Source organism: Methylocapsa sp. S129 (genome assembly GCF_009765995.1).
GTDB lineage: Bacteria > Pseudomonadota > Alphaproteobacteria > Rhizobiales > Beijerinckiaceae > Roseiarcus.
In genome coordinates this window covers 550,135-566,675 of record NZ_LMUI01000011.1, presented here as the reverse complement: position 1 = coordinate 566,675, position 16,541 = coordinate 550,135, and the positions used below count along the sequence as shown (strand labels likewise).

At 62.6% G+C, this 16,541-nt stretch carries 17 protein-coding genes and 1 riboswitch; of the genes, 10 read left to right on the top strand and 7 right to left on the bottom strand.

The window, feature by feature from the left end; genetic code table 11:
- Positions 1-104: 104 nt before the first annotated feature.
- A complete protein-coding gene (locus GSQ90_RS05090) occupies positions 105-1,001 on the bottom strand; it encodes a patatin-like phospholipase family protein (protein WP_210254817.1) in 897 nt (298 codons plus the stop codon).
- Between GSQ90_RS05090 and GSQ90_RS32085 the strand changes: the two genes are divergently transcribed.
- The 4 genes from GSQ90_RS32085 to GSQ90_RS05070 all read left to right on the top strand — a co-directional run bounded on the left by GSQ90_RS32085 (position 1,000) and on the right by GSQ90_RS05070 (position 4,659).
- Positions 1,000-1,935 (top strand): MarR family winged helix-turn-helix transcriptional regulator, encoded by a 936-nt coding sequence (locus GSQ90_RS32085; RefSeq protein ID WP_210254816.1) that lies wholly within the window; start codon positions 1,000-1,002, stop codon positions 1,933-1,935. The two genes, GSQ90_RS05090 and GSQ90_RS32085, sit on opposite strands and share 2 nt — an antisense overlap.
- 435 nt (positions 1,936-2,370) lie before the next feature.
- Positions 2,371-2,571 carry a hypothetical protein gene (locus tag GSQ90_RS05080; protein WP_158813702.1) on the top strand — a complete coding sequence of 67 codons (201 nt, stop codon included), beginning with the start codon at positions 2,371-2,373 and terminating at the stop codon, positions 2,569-2,571.
- Between the two features lie 182 nt (positions 2,572-2,753).
- Complete coding sequence (locus GSQ90_RS05075) at positions 2,754-3,107, top strand: hypothetical protein (protein ID WP_158813701.1); 354 nt, start codon at positions 2,754-2,756, stop codon at positions 3,105-3,107.
- A 316-nt stretch (positions 3,108-3,423) separates the two neighbouring features.
- The gene (locus tag GSQ90_RS05070) at positions 3,424-4,659 is read left to right on the top strand and encodes an NAD(P)/FAD-dependent oxidoreductase (protein ID WP_158813700.1); all 1,236 of its coding nucleotides are present in this window, start codon (positions 3,424-3,426) and stop codon (positions 4,657-4,659) included.
- 21 nt (positions 4,660-4,680) lie between these two features.
- On the opposite strand, the gene GSQ90_RS05065 is transcribed toward GSQ90_RS05070, so the two are convergent.
- The 6 genes from GSQ90_RS05065 to coxB all read right to left on the bottom strand — a co-directional run bounded on the left by GSQ90_RS05065 (position 4,681) and on the right by coxB (position 10,080).
- Positions 4,681-5,556: a cytochrome c oxidase subunit 3 gene (locus GSQ90_RS05065; protein ID WP_158813699.1), complete on the bottom strand. Its 876-nt coding sequence runs from the start codon at positions 5,554-5,556 to the stop codon at positions 4,681-4,683.
- A gap of 103 nt (positions 5,557-5,659) precedes the next feature.
- Positions 5,660-6,268 carry a cytochrome c oxidase assembly protein gene (locus GSQ90_RS05060; protein ID WP_158813698.1) on the bottom strand — a complete coding sequence of 203 codons (609 nt, stop codon included), beginning with the start codon at positions 6,266-6,268 and terminating at the stop codon, positions 5,660-5,662.
- Between the two features lie 10 nt (positions 6,269-6,278).
- A complete protein-coding gene (locus GSQ90_RS31970) occupies positions 6,279-6,446 on the bottom strand; it encodes a hypothetical protein (protein WP_174247443.1) in 168 nt (55 codons plus the stop codon).
- A gap of 6 nt (positions 6,447-6,452) precedes the next feature.
- Entirely contained in the window at positions 6,453-7,397 is a 945-nt protein-coding gene (locus GSQ90_RS05055; protein WP_158813697.1) for a heme o synthase, read from the bottom strand.
- A 79-nt stretch (positions 7,398-7,476) separates the two neighbouring features.
- A complete protein-coding gene (gene ctaD / locus GSQ90_RS05050) occupies positions 7,477-9,141 on the bottom strand; it encodes a cytochrome c oxidase subunit I (protein WP_158813696.1) in 1,665 nt (554 codons plus the stop codon).
- Between the two features lie 57 nt (positions 9,142-9,198).
- A complete protein-coding gene (coxB, locus tag GSQ90_RS05045; protein ID WP_246731410.1) occupies positions 9,199-10,080 on the bottom strand; it encodes a cytochrome c oxidase subunit II in 882 nt (293 codons plus the stop codon).
- Positions 10,081-10,438: 358 nt separating this feature from the next.
- Here coxB and GSQ90_RS05040 point away from each other — a divergent pair, with 358 nt between their 5' ends.
- The 6 genes from GSQ90_RS05040 (at position 10,439) to gcvPB (ending at position 16,468) form a co-directional block, all read left to right on the top strand.
- Entirely contained in the window at positions 10,439-10,978 is a 540-nt protein-coding gene (locus GSQ90_RS05040) for an invasion associated locus B family protein (protein ID WP_158813695.1), read from the top strand.
- An 89-nt stretch (positions 10,979-11,067) separates the two neighbouring features.
- Complete coding sequence (locus tag GSQ90_RS05035) at positions 11,068-11,676, top strand: hypothetical protein (RefSeq protein ID WP_158813694.1); 609 nt, start codon at positions 11,068-11,070, stop codon at positions 11,674-11,676.
- 41 nt (positions 11,677-11,717) lie between these two features.
- Positions 11,718-11,815: riboswitch (glycine riboswitch) on the top strand.
- A gap of 162 nt (positions 11,816-11,977) precedes the next feature.
- Positions 11,978-13,144 carry a glycine cleavage system aminomethyltransferase GcvT gene (gene gcvT / locus GSQ90_RS05030; protein WP_246731409.1) on the top strand — a complete coding sequence of 389 codons (1,167 nt, stop codon included), beginning with the start codon at positions 11,978-11,980 and terminating at the stop codon, positions 13,142-13,144.
- A gap of 26 nt (positions 13,145-13,170) precedes the next feature.
- Entirely contained in the window at positions 13,171-13,548 is a 378-nt protein-coding gene (gcvH, locus tag GSQ90_RS05025) for a glycine cleavage system protein GcvH (protein ID WP_158813693.1), read from the top strand.
- An 8-nt stretch (positions 13,549-13,556) separates the two neighbouring features.
- The gene (gene gcvPA, locus GSQ90_RS05020) at positions 13,557-14,897 is read left to right on the top strand and encodes an aminomethyl-transferring glycine dehydrogenase subunit GcvPA (RefSeq protein WP_158813692.1); all 1,341 of its coding nucleotides are present in this window, start codon (positions 13,557-13,559) and stop codon (positions 14,895-14,897) included.
- A 23-nt stretch (positions 14,898-14,920) separates the two neighbouring features.
- Positions 14,921-16,468, top strand: a complete 1,548-nt coding sequence (gcvPB, locus tag GSQ90_RS05015) for an aminomethyl-transferring glycine dehydrogenase subunit GcvPB (protein ID WP_158813691.1) — start codon at positions 14,921-14,923, stop codon at positions 16,466-16,468.
- Positions 16,469-16,541: the final 73 nt, after the last annotated feature.

Here is a 16,541-nt window from a genome sequence, read left to right as displayed (position 1 = left end):
ATTCGATCATCGGCGCGAACATCAACCATCACACCGCGCCCATCGGCCATCCGAGGCATAAGCAGGTGTCGTCACGCCTATCAAGTCGACTGGTCTCGTAGGCGTCAGCGCCAGAATTCGGTGAGCTGGTCGGCAAGGGCTCGGCCTTGGTTGTAACCGGCTTGAGCGGAGGGCCGACGCCTCGACAGATCCATCACTTTCATGCCGCCGCCCAGTGCGTTTTGAGAGTCGCTATCCGGGAAGATGGTTTCGACTCTGCTGCCGCGTGCGCGTAGTTCGTCGGCCTGTGCTGCGAGATGGGTGCCCCAGTGCAACGGGTGCAATGATCTACCGCCGAATGGCGACAGCACCAGCACCCGTGCGTACCCGGCTGCCAGATCGACATTCTCGTTTCTTCGGTAGCCGCCGTTGATATATCGCCGACCGCCGATGCTGTACGGCGGGACACCGAAGCCGTTGGAAGTGCTGGCGGCGACGGCGTCCACCAAGTCGACGCCGCTGTGGCGGTCGAACACGACCGGCTCGCCGGTGTGGGCATCGACAGCCGGGATAAGTATCCGCCGTTGCGGCCAGAGCTGATTGGGCAGCCGAGCGGCGACGGTAGCGCGCCACTGCGTTTGCGCAGACCTGTGCGACGCCGCATCCACCTCGAGCGCCGCCGCTCCCATCCTGCGGCGCATATCGGCCGCATCCTCAGCGGCGCCGATGATTCTGCTTGTTATTTCCATATGGTTCGCTGCTGGCCCAATTGGAACGGGTCCACGGTCGGGTCCGACCGCACCAGTCCGTGGCTGGGGCGCGGCAAGGATGTTGGCAAGCAGTTCGGGCGGTTGGGTCGCGCTGCTTATCTGGGCCGCGGCCGTCGATCCGGCCGACGTCCCGATGATCAGATCGGCCTGTGTCACATCCAACCCGGCATCGAACAGGCCGGCGATGACGCCGATCAACCAGGCATTGCCTGACGCTCCGCCACCGCCAAGCACCAATGCGCGTTCGCTCATGACCGGCGCTCTACGCAACCGCAAGGTGCGTGATGCGCTGATGCGCAGCGGTCGAGTGAAAACCATGTTTGCTGATGTCGTCCAAGCAAACACTCACATCAACGCCCTGATAGGGTTCGTCGTGATGCAGCTCTATCGCCTTGAAGGTGGTCCAAGGGCCATATTGCTGCGGCAGGTTCGTCCCTTGCTCATCAAGCGTAAAGCCGAACACGCGGTCCTGGCCTCTCAAAACATGCACTGTCGCCATGGGTCGTTCTCACTTCGCTTTCTAAGAAACCGATTGGGGCACAAGATGTCGCCCAGCCTGCGCCTTTCGTGGGGCGGAGGAGTCGACGAACCGTTCGGAAGAGCGATATATTCCAGCCAGGTCGTTGGCCACGCCAACGATCTATCACAAGCCACCAATGTCGCCAATGGCAAATTGTTGGCGCCACCAATCTTTTTCGGAGGCGCAATGGACATCACCAGACATGCGGGCCAGGCGCCTCTATGGCGCGATCTGGCGTCTCGCTTGCTGAATCAGACGGCCATCCTGGTCGGCAGAGTCGTGAACGAAGCCCTCGCCGTGGAGGGGACTCATCGCTACCAGCTCGCCGTGCTTGCTACGCTCGTTGCGTTTGGCGCCGTCTCGCAGGCCGAACTCTGTCGACGGACGAACATCGACCGCAGCGACATGAACGCGGTTGTCAATGCGCTTGAGGCAGAAGGTATAGTCACGCGCGTTTCAGATCCCGACGACCGCCGCCAGAATATTGTTGAGGCGACAGAAACGGGCAAAGCTCGCTTCGAGCGCCTGAAGGCTGGCCTCGCGGAGGCGGAGGACCGTGCGTTGGCGCCATTGGCTCCAGCAGACAGGCGAGAGTTGATGCGTTTGCTTCGGATACTTCACGACTATCACGCGGTTCCCCCGCCTTCCGCAGAAAGCCGTAGCTGAAGCTCGCTTCATGCCGGCGATCCGCGTAGCCCAGGCAACGCTCAGGCCCCAGCACACCCAGATCGTACCCAGCTTCCTCTGAACTGCCTAGTGCTTACATTTTTTGGATTACGAGATGTAAGCAGCAAAAGCGAACGGGCGCCCGACGCGCTTCGAGCGAATGACTTTTATGGTCGGAGCGAGGGAGCCCCGCGTTCAACAAACTCTTGCTCCTTTGCCCGAAGAATTTTAGCGTAAGTTTTTCTCAATTATCCGGCACACTCGCGCCGCGGTTCTTAGCGAGAACTAGGGAGCGCTTAAAATCAACGGATTAGCTGCTAAGCTGCGTCGCCCTGCCCAAGATTTGTCCAATTTGCGGGTATGGGTTTGTGTGGATTGCTGAGGACCAAAAGGGATTGGACGCCCGGCGTCAACGGACGAAAAATGGCTAAGTGAATGAAGGGTCCGGATAAGCCGCCTGAATATGAGAATAGAGACGGCGCCAATATCGCCGCCATAGTCGTTGTCGTCGTGCTCGTCATTGGCGGCATTTGGTTATTCAATAAGCTCAATTCCTCCAATGACCTGCTGAACTGCGTGGCGTCCGGCCGCACCAATTGTCACGAGTTCACGCCTCCCGATGCGACGTCGCCGTAACATCCGCGACCACTCCGACACAAAGGAATGCCGCCGGCATGGCGTGCGGCGCGTAATCCTCACGAGTTGTTGTAGGTCGGAAGCCTTCTCACACATCGTTCTCCGCAACCCCGATCCTAAATGAGCATTGATCTAGCGAAGTTCGGGTTGATCCCGAACCGTTCGAAAAACAGGAGATCGTAATGCTCTCGACATTCAGAAGAACCGCGATTGCATCAGTCGCGGCGCTTGCTCTCGGAATGGCGTTCGCTGCTCAGAGCGGGCCGGCCGCAGCAGCGACGTTTCATGGCGGCGGCGGATTCCATGGCGGAGGAGGTTTTCACGGCGGCGGCGGTTTTCACGGCGGCGGCTGGCGCGGCGGGTATGGCGGATTCGGATGGGGATGGGGCCCGTGGGCTGGCGGCTACTACCCCTATTACGGCGATTTTGCCTATAACGACTATGGCTACGGCGGTCCTGGCTGTATGACCGTGCGCCCGGTTTATGATCGGTACGGCCATTATCTCGGTCGCCGCACCGTCGATATTTGCCAGTAGCTCCGGAGTGTCCGGAGAGCCAAGCGGGTGAGCGGCGCGCATGCGCAGTCCGGACGATTGGCTGACATGAACGGTCGCCGGCGTGAACCGGCGGCTGTCGTCAATCGGCGACCGCGGATTAGGACGCGTATGGTCCCGTCGCCCGCATCCCTCCTCGTCGACGAAGATAATGCGCCTTTAAAGCCAGGGATCAAACATAATGGGGGCCTCTGGTTTCCTGCTCTCTCGCTTTGAACTTCGCCTGCCTCTATGTTCGGCCTGACGGCGCGCTCGCGCCGGGCGACGATCTGACCCCACCCGCCGCCGAGGTCTTCCGATGAGCGTTTCCTCTGTCGTCATAATCGGCGCCGGCCATGCCGGCGTGCAGGGCGCCGCCAGTCTGCGCGAAGAAGGCTTCGACGGGACGATCAAGCTTTTGTCCGCCGAAGCCCATCTGCCCTATCAGCGCCCGCCCCTCTCCAAAGCGTTTTTGAAAGGCGCCATGGAAGCCGAGGGATTGCCGCTGCGCGCGGCGCAATTCTATTCCGACAAAGGCGTGGATCTCATGCTTGGCGCGGAGGCGACGCGCATCGACAGAAGCGCGAATCGCGTCGAACTCGCCTCTGGACGCCCTCTCGATTACGCGCATCTCATATTGGCGACCGGCGCAAGACAACGCCCTCTCGACGTGCCCGGGATCGATCTTGACGGGGTCCTTGTCCTGCGCGACCTCACCGATGCGCGGGCCCTGCGCAAACGTCTTGGCGCGGCGCGGCGCATTGTGGTGGTGGGCGCAGGCTTCATCGGGCTTGAGATCGCCGCGACGGCGGCAAATCTCGGGCGCGAAGTGACGATCGTCGAGGTCAGCCCTCGCCCGCTCGCGCGCGCCGTTTCCCCCGCGACTTCGGCCTTCTTCCTGGAAGCGCATCAAGCGTTCGGCGCCCAACTCCTGCTTGGCGTCGGCGTGGTCGCGCTGCATGGGCAGCGCGGCGCGATCAGCGCCGTGGAATTGTCGGACGGCGCGCTTTTACCGGCCGATCTGGCGATCGTCGGCATCGGCGTCTTGCCGGAGGACCGGCTGGCGCGCGCGGCGGGCCTGGCCTGCGACAATGGAATCATCGTCAACGACCGTCTTGAAACATCCGACCCCTTGATCTCGGCGATCGGCGACTGCGCTCTTTTCCCGAGCCCCTTCGTCGGATTCCCGGTCCGGCTCGAATCCGTGCAGAACGCCGTCGACCAGGCGCGATGCGTTGCGCGCCGCATTGTCGGGAAGGCGGAGCCCTATGCCGCGCTGCCATGGTTCTGGAGCGATCAAGGCGACCTCAAGCTGCAGATCGTTGGCCTTTCCCATGGCTGCGACCAATGGGTGATGCGCGGCGATCCGCAGGCAAGATCCTTCGCCATGTTCGGTTTCCGCGGCGGCGAGCTCGCGGCGGTAGAGACGGTCAATCGTCCGGGCGACCATATGGCCGCGCGGCGCATTATCGGCGCTGGCCTGCCGCTCTCGGCGGCGCAGGCGGGCGATCCGGAATTTGACTTAAGGAAGCTGGCCGCTTCGGCGCCCAGGTGACTGCCCGAACTGGCGAACGCCTCAGCCGCCGCCAGCCGCGCCCTCGATCGCCGCGCCCCACGAACCCCAGACATAGACGCAGGAGAACAGGAACAGCCAGACGACGTCGACGAAGTGCCAGTACCAGGCGGCGAACTCGAAGCCGAGATGCTGCTGCGGGGTGAACTGGCCGGCGTTGGCGCGCACGAGGCAGACGATCAGGAAGATCGTGCCGATGAGAACATGCGCGCCGTGGAAGCCCGTCGCCATGAAGAAGGTCGCGCCATAAATGCTGTGAGAAAACGCAAACGGCGCGTGCGCGTATTCCCACGCCTGGACGCAGGTGAAGGTCGCGCCAAGCAGAATCGTGAGCAAAAGCCCGATTTTCAGCCCTCGGCGATCGTTATGCAGCAAGGCGTGATGAGCCCAGGTCACCGTCGTGCCTGACGTCAGCAGGATCAGCGTATTGAGCAAAGGCAGATTGAGCGGATCGAGAACTTCGGTGCCCTTGGGCGGCCACATGCCGCCCGTGAAGGCGACGCGCGCATATTGAATCTTTTCGTCCGTAAACAGCGAGGCGTCGAAAAAGGCCCAGAACCAGGCGACGAAAAACATCACTTCCGAAGCGATGAAAAGAATCATGCCGTAGCGATGGCTGATCTGGACGACCCGCGTATGGTCGCCCGATTCCGCTTCATGGATGACGTCGTACCACCATGAAGCCATGACATAGAGGATGCCGGCAAAACCGAAAACGAGGATGAAGGGGCCAACCTTCAGTCCGCCGATCGTCAGGCCTTTCATCGACATGATGAGGCCGACAGCGGTCAGGAAAGCGAAGATGGAGCCGACGAGCGGCCACGGGCTCGGGTTTACGAGGTGATAATCGTGATGCGGCTTCGCATGAGCGTCGGCCATGTGCTTCCCCTATCCCCCTAAAGTCCGTCAATCGCGGCCGGGCGTCTAGCATGCCCGATTTGCATCGTTTGGCCGACGCCGTCAAGGCGACGATTCGCCACTCCTATCGCTGCGATTCGCCATTCTGAATCCCGGGCGCGGCCGCAACCGGCCGGTTGGAGTCCAGCGCGGCGAACAGCGTATAGGACAATGTAATTTCCTGGACCCCGTTCAGCGTCTCATCCTGCTCGAGCCGGGGATCGAGAAAGAACACAACGGGGAGTTCGGCGGTCTCGTCGGGCCCCAGATGCTGTTCGCTGAAGCAGAAACAGGAAATCTTGTCGAAATAGGCGCCCGCGACGCCCGGGCTAACGTTGTAAACCGCCGTCGCCGCGGTTTCGCGCGACACGCGATTGCGGACTTTGAAATAGACGGTGGCGGTGGCGCCCGTGCGCAACTGGACCGACGCCGTCTCAGCTTCGAAGCTCCAGGGTAAGCCCGGCGCGACATTGGCGTCGAGGCGGACGGTCAGGACGCGCTGGCCCTTGAGCGCGGGGGCCGCGGTTGCGACCTGCGTCGTGCCGGCAAAACCCGTCGCGCGGCAGAACATGAAGTAGAGAGGCACGGCGGCATAGGCCGCGCCGACCATCGCAACGGCGGCCAAAACCGCGCACGCGGCGACCAAATGATTGCGCGCGGCTTTAGCCTGCGGAGTTTTCTCGCGCCCGCTCATGCTGACCTGCTCATGGCTCCGGCCGTAAAATGCCCGGCCCCAGCTTGACGATGGTGATCGCGTAAAACAGCGCCGCCAGCAGACCGACGCTCAGGCCGATCGCCAGGTTGCGCAAGCGGCGGTTGCGCAATTGTCGGGGCGTCAGAACGACCCCTTCAGATGGCTTTGTCTCATCCATGCGGCCTCACAAACCGAAACGTTCGATGAGCCCGAAACCGTGCTCGACGACCAAAGCCGAGAACAGCAGGAACAGATAGAGGATCGAGAAGGCGAACAATTGCATCGCGGCTTTGCTCGCTCGCGAACCCTCGCGAATCCTGAACACGCGCATCGCCATAAACGCCATGCCCGCGCCCGCGGCAATCGCGACAGCCGCATAGAGGTCGCCGCCTATGCCCATCCGCCAAGGCAATATACCCAGGGGAACGAGAACCAGAGTGTAGATCAGAATCTCCAGCCTAGTGCGGTCCGCGCCCTTCACGTTCGGCATCATCGGAATGCCGGCGCGCGCGTAATCGCCGCTCTTGACGAGCGCCAGCGCCCAGAAGTGAGGCGGCGTCCAGACGAAGATGATCGCAAACAGAATCAGGCTGTCGAGCGTCACGGAACCGGTCGCGACGGCATAGCCGACGACCGGCGGCAACGCGCCCGCCGCACCGCCAATCACGATGTTCTGCGGCGTCGAGCGCTTGAGCCACATCGTATAAATGGCGACATAGAAAAATATCGTGAAGGCCAATAAAGCCGCCGCCAGAAGATTGGCCGCCGCCGCCAGCGTCAATACAGCGAGGAACGACAGCGTCAAGCCGAAGAAAAGCGCTTCGCGCGGGTCGATCAGCCCGGCCGGGATCGGCCGCAACCGGGTGCGCGCCATCAAAGCGTCGATATCGGCGTCCCACCACATATTGAGCGCGCCCGCCGCCCCGGCGCCGACGGCTATGGCGAGGATCGAGGCGACGGCGATCACGGGGTGGACATGGGTCGGCGCGACGAGCAGGCCGGCCAGCGCAGTCCAGATGACCAAAGACATGACGCGCGGCTTGAGCAGCGCGAAATATTCCGCAGGGCCGGCGGCGTAATCGCCAACCCCGATCGGCGATACGCTTTCGTTGTGGCTCGCAATACTCATACAAGCGCCTTTGCGCGCTCAGCCGCAGCGACAAGCCGCGGCCGGCGTCGAAGGCGAACGCATTGCGGCGTCGCCTTTGTCAATGGTCCGCGCCGGTGATGCGCGGCAGCGTCTCGTAGCTATGGAAAGCCGGCGGCGAGGGCAATGTCCATTCGAGCGTCGTGGCGCCGACGCCCCATGGATTGTCCCCGGCGACGCGCTTCTTCGCGAAGGCTTCGTAGACCGTATAGAGAAACACCAGCGTCCCGAGGCCCGACACATAGGCGCCGATCGACGACCAGAAATTCCACAGCGCATAAGCGTCGGGATAATCGATATAGCGACGCGGCATGCCCGCGAGCCCAAGGAAATGCTGCGGGAAGAAAACCAGATTGACGCCGACGAACAGCAGCCAGAAATGCAGGTTGCCGAGCTTCTCATTGTACATATAGCCCGTCATCTTCGGGAACCAATAATAGAAGCCCGCGAAAATCGAAAACACTGCGCCCAGCGACATCGTGTAGTGGAAATGCGCGACGACGTAATAGGTCTCGTGCAGCGCCCGGTCGACGCCGGCATTGGCCAGCACCACGCCCGTCACGCCGCCCACGGTGAACAGGAAGATAAACCCGATCGCCCAGATCATCGGCGTGCGCAGCGAGATCGAGCCGCCCCACATGGTGGCGATCCAGGAGAACACCTTCACGCCGGTCGGCACCGCGATCACCATCGTCGCGAAGACGAAATAGCGCTGCGTGTTGAGCGACAGGCCGACCGTATACATGTGATGGGCCCAGACGACGAAGCCGACCGCGCCGATCGCCACCATCGCATAGACCATGCCGAGGTAGCCGAAAACCGGCTTCCTGGAGAAGGTTGAGACGATCTGGCTGATCATGCCGAACCCGGGCAGGATCAGGATGTAGACTTCCGGATGGCCGAAGAACCAGAACAGGTGCTGGAACAGGAGCGGATCGCCGCCGCCGGCCGGATCGAAGAACGTCGTGCCGAAATTACGATCGGTCAGCAGCATGGTGATCGCGCCGGCCAGCACCGGCAGGGCGAGCACCAGCAGGAACGCCGTCACCAGGATCGACCAGACGAACAAGGGCATGCGGTGCATCGTCATGCCGGGGGCGCGCATGTTGAAGATGGTGGTGATGAAGTTGATCGCCCCCAGAATCGAGGAGGCGCCCGCCAGATGCAGCGACAGGATGACGAAATCCATCGCGGGACCGGGCGTGCCGGCCGTCGACGAGAAGGGCGGATACATGACCCAGCCGCCGCCAAAGCCATGAAAGCCCGCCGAGCCCTCGACGAACAACGAAGTCAGGAGCAGCAGGAACGAGGCCGGCAGCAGCCAGAACGAAACATTGTTCATGCGCGGGAAGGCCATATCCGGCGCGCCGATCATCAGCGGCACGAACCAATTGCCGAAGCCGCCGATCATGGCGGGCATCACCAGAAAGAAGATCATGATGACGCCGTGGGCGGTGATGAAGACGTTGTACATGTTCTTGGCGGCGTCGATCGAACCGTCGCCCGCCAGAACCGCGGAGATCACCGAGAAGACATGGTTGTTCGGATACATCAACTGCATGCGCATGGCGCCCGACAGACCGCTGCCGATCAGACCCGCGATCACCGCGAATATCAGGTAGAGCGTCCCGATATCCTTGTGATTGGTCGAATAGAGATACCGGCGCCATCCCGTCGGATGGGCGTGATCGTCATCGTGATCATGGGTTGCGGATGTGGTCGCCATGGCTCTGGTCCCTGAAGAATCTTTTGGCCGCTCGTCTCGTCGCTTACATCAGGCGGATTATTGGCGGATCTCTGTCGCTCCCGCATCGGCGACCGAAACAGCGCTCGACGCCGCCGCGAATTTCTTCTTCGCATCGCCGAGCCACGCCTGATATTTTTCTTCGCTCACGACGCGGAAGACGATCGGCATGAAGGCATGATCCTTGCCGCACAGTTTCGAACACTGGCCGTAATAGACGCCTTCGCGATCGGCCTTGAACCATGTTTCATTCAACCGGCCCGGCACCGCGTCGACGCGCACGCCGAACGACTGGACGATGAAGGAATGGATGACATCGACGGCCGTAATCTGCAGAACCACGGTCTTGTTGACCGGCACCACCGCCTCGTTATCGACCGAAAGCAGGCGCACGTCGCCGTTCTCCGGTTTGATATCTTTGTCGTCCTTCATGTACGATTCGAAGGAGAAGCCGCCGCCCTGATCCTTGGGATATTCGTAGGCCCAGTGCCATTGCGACGCGGTGACTTTCACGGTCACATCGGCCGGCGGGATCACCAGTTCATCGGTCAGGAGGCGGAAGGAGGGAATGGCGATGATGACGAGAATGATCACGGGGATGATCGTCCAGGCCACTTCCACAAGCGTATTATGGGTGGTCTTGGAAGGCGTCGGGTTCGCCTTCTCATTGAATTTCCAGATGACATAGGCCAGCAGGGCCAGCACGAAAAGAGAGATCAAAGTGATGATAGGCATCAGCAGATCGTCGTGGAACCAGTGAATATCCCTGGCGATCGGCGTCACCGCCTCCTGGAAGCCGATCTGTCCCGGCTCCGCCAGCCCATAGCCCGCAGCCCAGGCCGCGCTGGCGGCCATCGAGGCGGCGAGGGCGCCCATCGTCCGGGCCACGCCTTTGGCTGACATCCATCCCGCAATCTTCATGATCCCACCGCTCCCGATTGCGCCGGTCCTGTCTGGCCATCCGACGGACCGTCCGGCCGACGAACCACGCGCGGCGAGCCCCCGTCGCGCTTCGGCTCATCATAGCCTCTAATTCAGAGTTGAAAACCACAAAGCGGCCCGGGAAGCAATGCCGCGGCGCCATCTTCCATGCTGCGGCATATCCGCGCTGGCGGCATTCGCATCGCCATCTCCGCGGGATGCGGCGCAAAGCGGACGAAGGGTCGCAGCCGCGCCGCCTTTTGCCGTTAGGGCGATAAGTTCGGCTTGACAGGTCGAGGGCTTTTGATAGGCCAAATGAAATGAAGCTGGCGAGCGGTCGGAAAGGCTGTCATTCAAGATGAAATCGTCAATTTTCGAGCGCGGGCGTCGTGCTCGACCGCTTCGTCAGGCCAGCGCAGCGCTTGTGGCCCTCCTGTTCGTCGCCTTTGCGTCGTCGCCGGTTTTGGCGCAGGGCGTCGTCAAATCCAAACATGGCGATTGGGAAACGCGCTGCGAGACGCCGCCAGGAGCCGCCCGGGAGCAATGCGCGCTCATTCAAAGCGTGGCGGCCGAGGACCGGCCGAACATCACCCTGATCGTGATCGTGCTCAAGACAGCCGACGGCAAGAGCCGGCTGCTGCGCGTGATCGCGCCTCTCGGCGTGCTGATTCCCTCGGGCCTCGGCCTCAAGATCGACCAGGCCGACGTCGGCCGGGCCGGTTTTGTGCGTTGCTTGCCCAATGGCTGCATCGCCGAAGTCGTGATGGAGGACAAGCTCGTCGACCAGATGAAGAACGGCCAGTCCGCGACCTTCATCATCTTTCAGACGCCGGAGGAGGGAATCGGCATTCCGCTCGCCCTCGCCGGCTTCAAGGACGCGATTGAGCAATTGCCATAATAGCGCGCCGCGTTGACGGGGCGCATCTGGCCGCGGCAAAGAAAACTGCTATAAGCGGCCCACATTTTAAAGCGGCGGAGCGTTGAGTAATGATGCGAATGATCGACTCCAGGAGCATGCGCCTCGCCTTTGTCGCGAGTCTGGCCGCGCTATGCGCCTCCTGCAGTTCGCTGGGCGCATTCGACCCGGGCAATATCATTTCCGCGGGCGCCGCCACCCAGGCTCCTCCCGGCGCGCCGACAGGCGAAGTCCAGGAGGTCGACTGCCCGCAGATCGAGGTGCTGGACGGCACGGCAGCCGTTCGAGTCGGCGGGCAGAGCAATGATTCGGTCCGCTATCAGTTCGACATCGCCAATACGGCGCGCGAATGCCATGTCCAGGGCAATCAATTCGGGATCAAGGTCGGCGTCGCCGGCCATCTGCTGATCGGTCCGGCCGGAGCGCCCGGCGCCTATTCCGCGCAATTGCGGATCGTTGTCCGCCGCGACAGCGACAACAAGCCGCAACTCTCGAAGGTCTACAAGATCGAGGCCAATACCGCGGGCGGCAGCGAGGCGCCGTTCCAATTCGTGTCCGAGCCGCTCATGCTGCCCTACGAACATAAATGGGCGGACCAGGATTATACGATCCTTGTCGGTTTCGACACCGGACGCGCCGGCGAGGCGCCAAAGCCCCGCCATAGGAAACACCCCAATTGACAATGACACGCGGTTCGGGCTTGCTCGAACCCGTCAGGTCAAGACCCCCAGCGGGAGAGTCCGGCGGAGCTTTCGCTCTTCCGGCGCCGAAGGCGCAACCGCCCCGGAAACGCTCAGGCCAATGGACCGCCGAGGGGATGACACTCTGGAAAGAGGCTGGCGCGCCAAACGCGCTCGCCCACCGACGGGGGTAACTGCCGCGCAAGCGGCGGGAAATCTCTCAGGTCACGGGACAGAGGGGGCGCTATCGATCCGTTAACCCGTTTGCGGGCGAGCGGCGTCGAGGCTAGCGCCTATTCTCATGACCGGTGGCTTGATGTCCTCTCCCGATTCGCCAAACGCGCCCGCTTTGCTGCAAACGCCGCTTCATGCGCTGCATGTCGCGCTTGGCGCGCGCATGGTTCCTTTCGCCGGCTACGACATGCCAGTGAATTATCCCCCAGGCATTCTGGCCGAACACCTGCACACCCGCGCGGGCGCCGGGCTGTTCGACGTTTCGCATATGGGTCAGGCCTATCTCGACGGGCCCGATCACGCAGCGACCGCCCATACGCTCGAACGGCTTTGCCCGGCCGACATCCTCAATCTGGCGCCGGGACGCCAGCGCTATACGCAATTTCTCAATGAGGAGGGCGGCATTGTCGACGATTTGATGGTCACGCGGCCTGTCGGAGCGGACGGCGCCTTGTCCCTTGTCGTCAACGCCTCGCGCAAGGCAGTCGATTTCGATCTCCTGCGCGCGCGACTGCCGGCCAACGTGCGCCTCACGATCCTGGACACTCTCGCCTTGATCGCTCTGCAGGGGCCGCAGGCGGCCAGCGTGCTCGCGCGCTTCGCCCCGGACGAGAATATCGGCGCCATGCCCTTCATGAGCGCGCGCAAGGTTCGCCTTTTGGGCGTCGAGGCGAATATTTCGCGCTCGGGCTACACCGGCGAGGATGGTTTTGAGATTTCGCTTCCCGCCGAATCGGCGGAAACCTTTGCGAAGCGCCTGCTGGCCGAAGCAGAAGTGAAGCCCATCGGTCTTGGCGCGCGTGATTCGCTGCGTCTGGAGGCGGGCCTGTGCCTTTATGGCCACGAACTCGACGAGACGACAGACCCTATCGAGGCGGGATTGAACTGGTCGATCCAGAAGCGGCGGCGAATCGAGGGCGGTTTTGCCGGCGCGGGCCGGATTCAAGCCGCGCTGGCGAACGGCCCCCGCCGCAAGCGCGTCGGGATCAGGCCTGAAGGCCGCGCGCCCGCGCGCGACGGCGCAGAGATCGTCAACGAGGCGGGCGCCGTCGTCGGAATCGTCACATCGGGCGGCTTTGGCCCGAGCGTCGGATCGCCGATCGCCATGGGCTATGTCGCGAGCGACTATGCGGCGCCGGGCGCGCCGATCGGCCTGATCGTGCGCGGCAAGACTCTTGCGGCCAGCATCGTCGCCCTGCCCTTCCATCCGCATGCCTATTATCGCGGCCCGTAGACAGCCAACGCTGGGGAGATCCATCCATGTCGCAAGTGCGCTACAGCAAAGACCATGAATATATCAGCGTCGAGGGAGACGTCGGGACCATCGGCATTTCCGAACATGCGCAGGCCCAGCTCGGCGACGTCGTTTTCGTCGAACTGCCCGCTGTCGGCGACAAGCTCGCCAAAGGCGCCCAGGCCGCCGTCGTCGAGAGCGTCAAGGCGGCCAGTGAAGTGTTCTCGCCGGTGTCGGGAGAGGTCGTCGCGATCAATAGCGATCTTGAAAGCGAGCCGAGCCTGATCAACGAGGATGCTTTGGGCAAGGGCTGGATCCTCAAGCTCAAGCTCTCCGACCCCGCCGAAGTCACGGCGTTGATGGACGAAGCCGCCTATCAAGATTTCCTCAAATCCATCGCGTGAGCCCTTCGATGCGCTACCTGCCCCTCGACGCTGTTGACCGCGCGCTGATGCTGGCGCGCGTCGGCGTTTCGCATATCGATGAAATCTTCGCCGATATTCCCGCCGACAAGCGGGTCAGCGGCTTGCTCGACATCCCGACCCGCAAGAGTGAAATCGAGGTCGAACGGATACTTTCTTCGCTCGCAAAGCGCAATGTCGCGGCGGGCTCGGTTCCGTTTTTTGTCGGCGCCGGCGCCTATCGCCATCATGTGCCCGCCAGCGTCGATCATCTCATCCAGCGCTCCGAATTCCTGACGAGCTACACGCCCTATCAGCCCGAGATCGCGCAAGGGACATTGCAGGTTCTGTTCGAATTCCAGACGCAGGTCGCCGCGCTCACCGGCATGGAGGTCGCCAACGCCTCCATGTATGACGGATCGACCGCTTGCGCCGAGGCCATGCTGATGGCGCATCGTCTGACGCGGCGCAAGAAGGCGGTGCTTTCGGGCGGCCTTCACCCACAATACGCCGATGTGGCGGCGACGCTGGCCCATATGGCGGGAGACGAAATCCTGCGTCTTGCGCCCGACATTCTGGCCAGCGAGGACATAGCCGCCGCGATCGACGATCAGACAAGCTGCGTGATCGTCCAGAGCCCGGATTTTTTTGGCAATCCGCGCGATCTCGCGCCAATCAAGGCGGCCGCCCACGCCAAGGGCGCCTTGCTGATCGCCGTCTTCACCGAGACCGTTTCGCTCGGCGCGCTGCGTTCGCCCGGCGAAATGGGCGCCGATATCGCCGTCGGCGAGGGTCAGTCGATCGGCAATACGCTCAATTTCGGCGGCCCCTATGTCGGCCTCTTCGCCACGCAATCGAAATATGTCCGCCAGATGCCCGGACGCCTCGCCGGCGAAACCATCGACGCGGAGGGCAGGCGCAGCTTCGTGCTGACGCTGTCGACGAGGGAGCAGCATATCCGCCGCGAGAAAGCGACCAGCAACATCTGCACCAATTCCGGCCTCTGCGCCCTCGCCTTCTCGATCCATATGAGCCTGCTCGGCCAGACCGGAATGCAGCGCCTCGCCAGGGTCAATCACGCCAACGCCGTCCAGCTCGCCGACCGCCTGTCGGGCGTCAAGGGCGTTAGCGTGATCAATGAATGTTTCTTCAATGAATTCACGATCCGCACGCCGCGCCCCGCCGAGGAATTGATCGAGACGTTGGCGAAAAAGGGCGTCATCGGCGGCCTGCCGGTCTCGCGCCTGCTCCCCAAGGCCGGCCTCGACGATCTCATCGTCGTCGCGAGCACGGAAACGAATTCGGATGAGGATCGCGCGGCCTATGCCGCCGCCCTCGCGCAATGCCTCTAGGCCAGACAAGCGGAACATTCGGAATGCTGAACAACCAAGGACGCCCGACCCGCTCAGGCGAAGCGTCGACCGCCGATACACATACGTTCACCGGCAATCGCGCGCTCGATATGGAAGAGGCGCTGATCTTCGAGACCGGCCGTCTGGACGCGACCGGCGTCGACATCGACGAACCCTCGGCCTTCGTCTCGCGCCTTGGCGCCCATGCGCGCAACAGCGAGATCGGCCTGCCAGGCCTCTCCGAGCCTGAGGCCATGCGCCATTATGTGCGCCTGTCGCGCAAGAACTATTCGATCGACGCCGGGCTCTATCCACTCGGCTCATGCACGATGAAACACAATCCGCGTCTGAACGAGAAAATGGCGCGCTTGCCGGGATTCGCCGACATCCATCCGCTGCAGCCGACCTCGACCGTGCAGGGCGCGCTCGAACTCACCAGCGATCTCGCCCGGATATTGATGACCATGACCGGCATGAGCGCGATCGCGATGTCGCCAAAGGCCGGCGCCCATGGCGAGCTTTGCGGCATGATGGCGATCAAGGCCGCGATAGAGGCGCGGGGCGAAGGCGCCACGCGCAATGTCGTGCTGGTGCCCGAATCGGCGCATGGCACCAATCCGGCGACCGCTGCGCTGATCGGTTTTTCCGTGCGCTCGGTGCCGACGGGCGCCGACGGAACCGTCAGTCCCGACGCCGTCAGAAGCGCTCTGGGGCCCGAAGTCGCCGCGATCATGCTGACCAATCCCAATACCTGCGGGCTGTTCGAACGCGAGATCGCCGCCATCGCGCAAGCGATGCATGAAGCAGGTGCGTTCTTTTATTGCGACGGCGCCAATTTCAACGCCATCATGGGTAAGGCGCGTCCCGGCGATCTGGGCGTCGATGCGATGCATATCAATCTGCACAAGACCTTCTCGACCCCGCACGGCGGCGGCGGTCCCGGCGCCGGGCCGGTCGTGCTGTCGAAAGCGCTCGCGCCCTTCGCGCCGGTTCCTTATATCGTTGCGCGGGGCGATACGCTGGACTTTGTCGAGCATATCGAGGGTTCGCAGGCGTTCGGGCGCATGACCGCCTTCCATGGCCAGATGGGCATGTTCGTGCGCGCCATCGCCTTCATTTTATCGCATGGCGCCGACGGACTGAAACAGGCGTCGGAGGACGCGGTGCTCTCGGCCAATTACATCCGGGTCAGCCTCAATGATCTCATGTCGTCGCCCTTCGGCGACCGCCCCTGCATGCATGAAGCTTTGTTCGACGACCGTTGGCTCAAGGAGACCGGGCTGACGACGCTCGATTTCGCCAAGGCGATGATCGACGAAGGCTATCATCCGATGACGGTTTATTTCCCGCTGGTGGTTCATGGCGCGATGCTGATCGAACCCACAGAATCCGAATCGAAGGCCAGCCTCGATCTGTTTATTATGACCTTGCGCGATCTCGCGCTATCGGCGCTCGGCGGCGAGCGCGAGCGCTTTACCGCCGCCCCGCGCCGCGCGCCGCGCAGGCGCCTTGACGAGACGCGCGCCGCGCGCCAGCCCGTGCTCAAATGGACAAAACCGGCGCCGGCTTGAGGCGTCGCCTCACGCGATATTGAGGGCGGCGTCTTGGCGCCAAGCGGCGTTCGCTTCATAGTGGCGGGGAACG

Coding starts and splice junctions, on each gene's coding strand:
- gcvPA (WP_158813692.1), top strand. CDS start 13,557: ATGCGCTACCTGCCCCTCGACGCTGTTGACCGCGCGCTGATGCTGGCG.
- GSQ90_RS05035 (WP_158813694.1), top strand. CDS start 11,068: ATGATGCGAATGATCGACTCCAGGAGCATGCGCCTCGCCTTTGTCGCG.
- ctaD (WP_158813696.1), bottom strand. CDS start 9,141: ATGGCGACCACATCCGCAACCCATGATCACGATGACGATCACGCCCAT.
- GSQ90_RS32085 (WP_210254816.1), top strand. CDS start 1,000: ATGACCGGCGCTCTACGCAACCGCAAGGTGCGTGATGCGCTGATGCGC.
- GSQ90_RS31970 (WP_174247443.1), bottom strand. CDS start 6,446: ATGGATGAGACAAAGCCATCTGAAGGGGTCGTTCTGACGCCCCGACAA.
- gcvT (WP_246731409.1), top strand. CDS start 11,978: ATGACCGGTGGCTTGATGTCCTCTCCCGATTCGCCAAACGCGCCCGCT.
- GSQ90_RS05040 (WP_158813695.1), top strand. CDS start 10,439: ATGAAATCGTCAATTTTCGAGCGCGGGCGTCGTGCTCGACCGCTTCGT.
- GSQ90_RS05080 (WP_158813702.1), top strand. CDS start 2,371: ATGAAGGGTCCGGATAAGCCGCCTGAATATGAGAATAGAGACGGCGCC.
- coxB (WP_246731410.1), bottom strand. CDS start 10,080: ATGAAGATTGCGGGATGGATGTCAGCCAAAGGCGTGGCCCGGACGATG.
- GSQ90_RS05060 (WP_158813698.1), bottom strand. CDS start 6,268: ATGAGCGGGCGCGAGAAAACTCCGCAGGCTAAAGCCGCGCGCAATCAT.
- GSQ90_RS05055 (WP_158813697.1), bottom strand. CDS start 7,397: ATGAGTATTGCGAGCCACAACGAAAGCGTATCGCCGATCGGGGTTGGC.
- GSQ90_RS05090 (WP_210254817.1), bottom strand. CDS start 1,001: ATGAGCGAACGCGCATTGGTGCTTGGCGGTGGCGGAGCGTCAGGCAAT.
- GSQ90_RS05075 (WP_158813701.1), top strand. CDS start 2,754: ATGCTCTCGACATTCAGAAGAACCGCGATTGCATCAGTCGCGGCGCTT.
- GSQ90_RS05065 (WP_158813699.1), bottom strand. CDS start 5,556: ATGGCCGACGCTCATGCGAAGCCGCATCACGATTATCACCTCGTAAAC.
- gcvH (WP_158813693.1), top strand. CDS start 13,171: ATGTCGCAAGTGCGCTACAGCAAAGACCATGAATATATCAGCGTCGAG.
- GSQ90_RS05070 (WP_158813700.1), top strand. CDS start 3,424: ATGAGCGTTTCCTCTGTCGTCATAATCGGCGCCGGCCATGCCGGCGTG.
- gcvPB (WP_158813691.1), top strand. CDS start 14,921: ATGCTGAACAACCAAGGACGCCCGACCCGCTCAGGCGAAGCGTCGACC.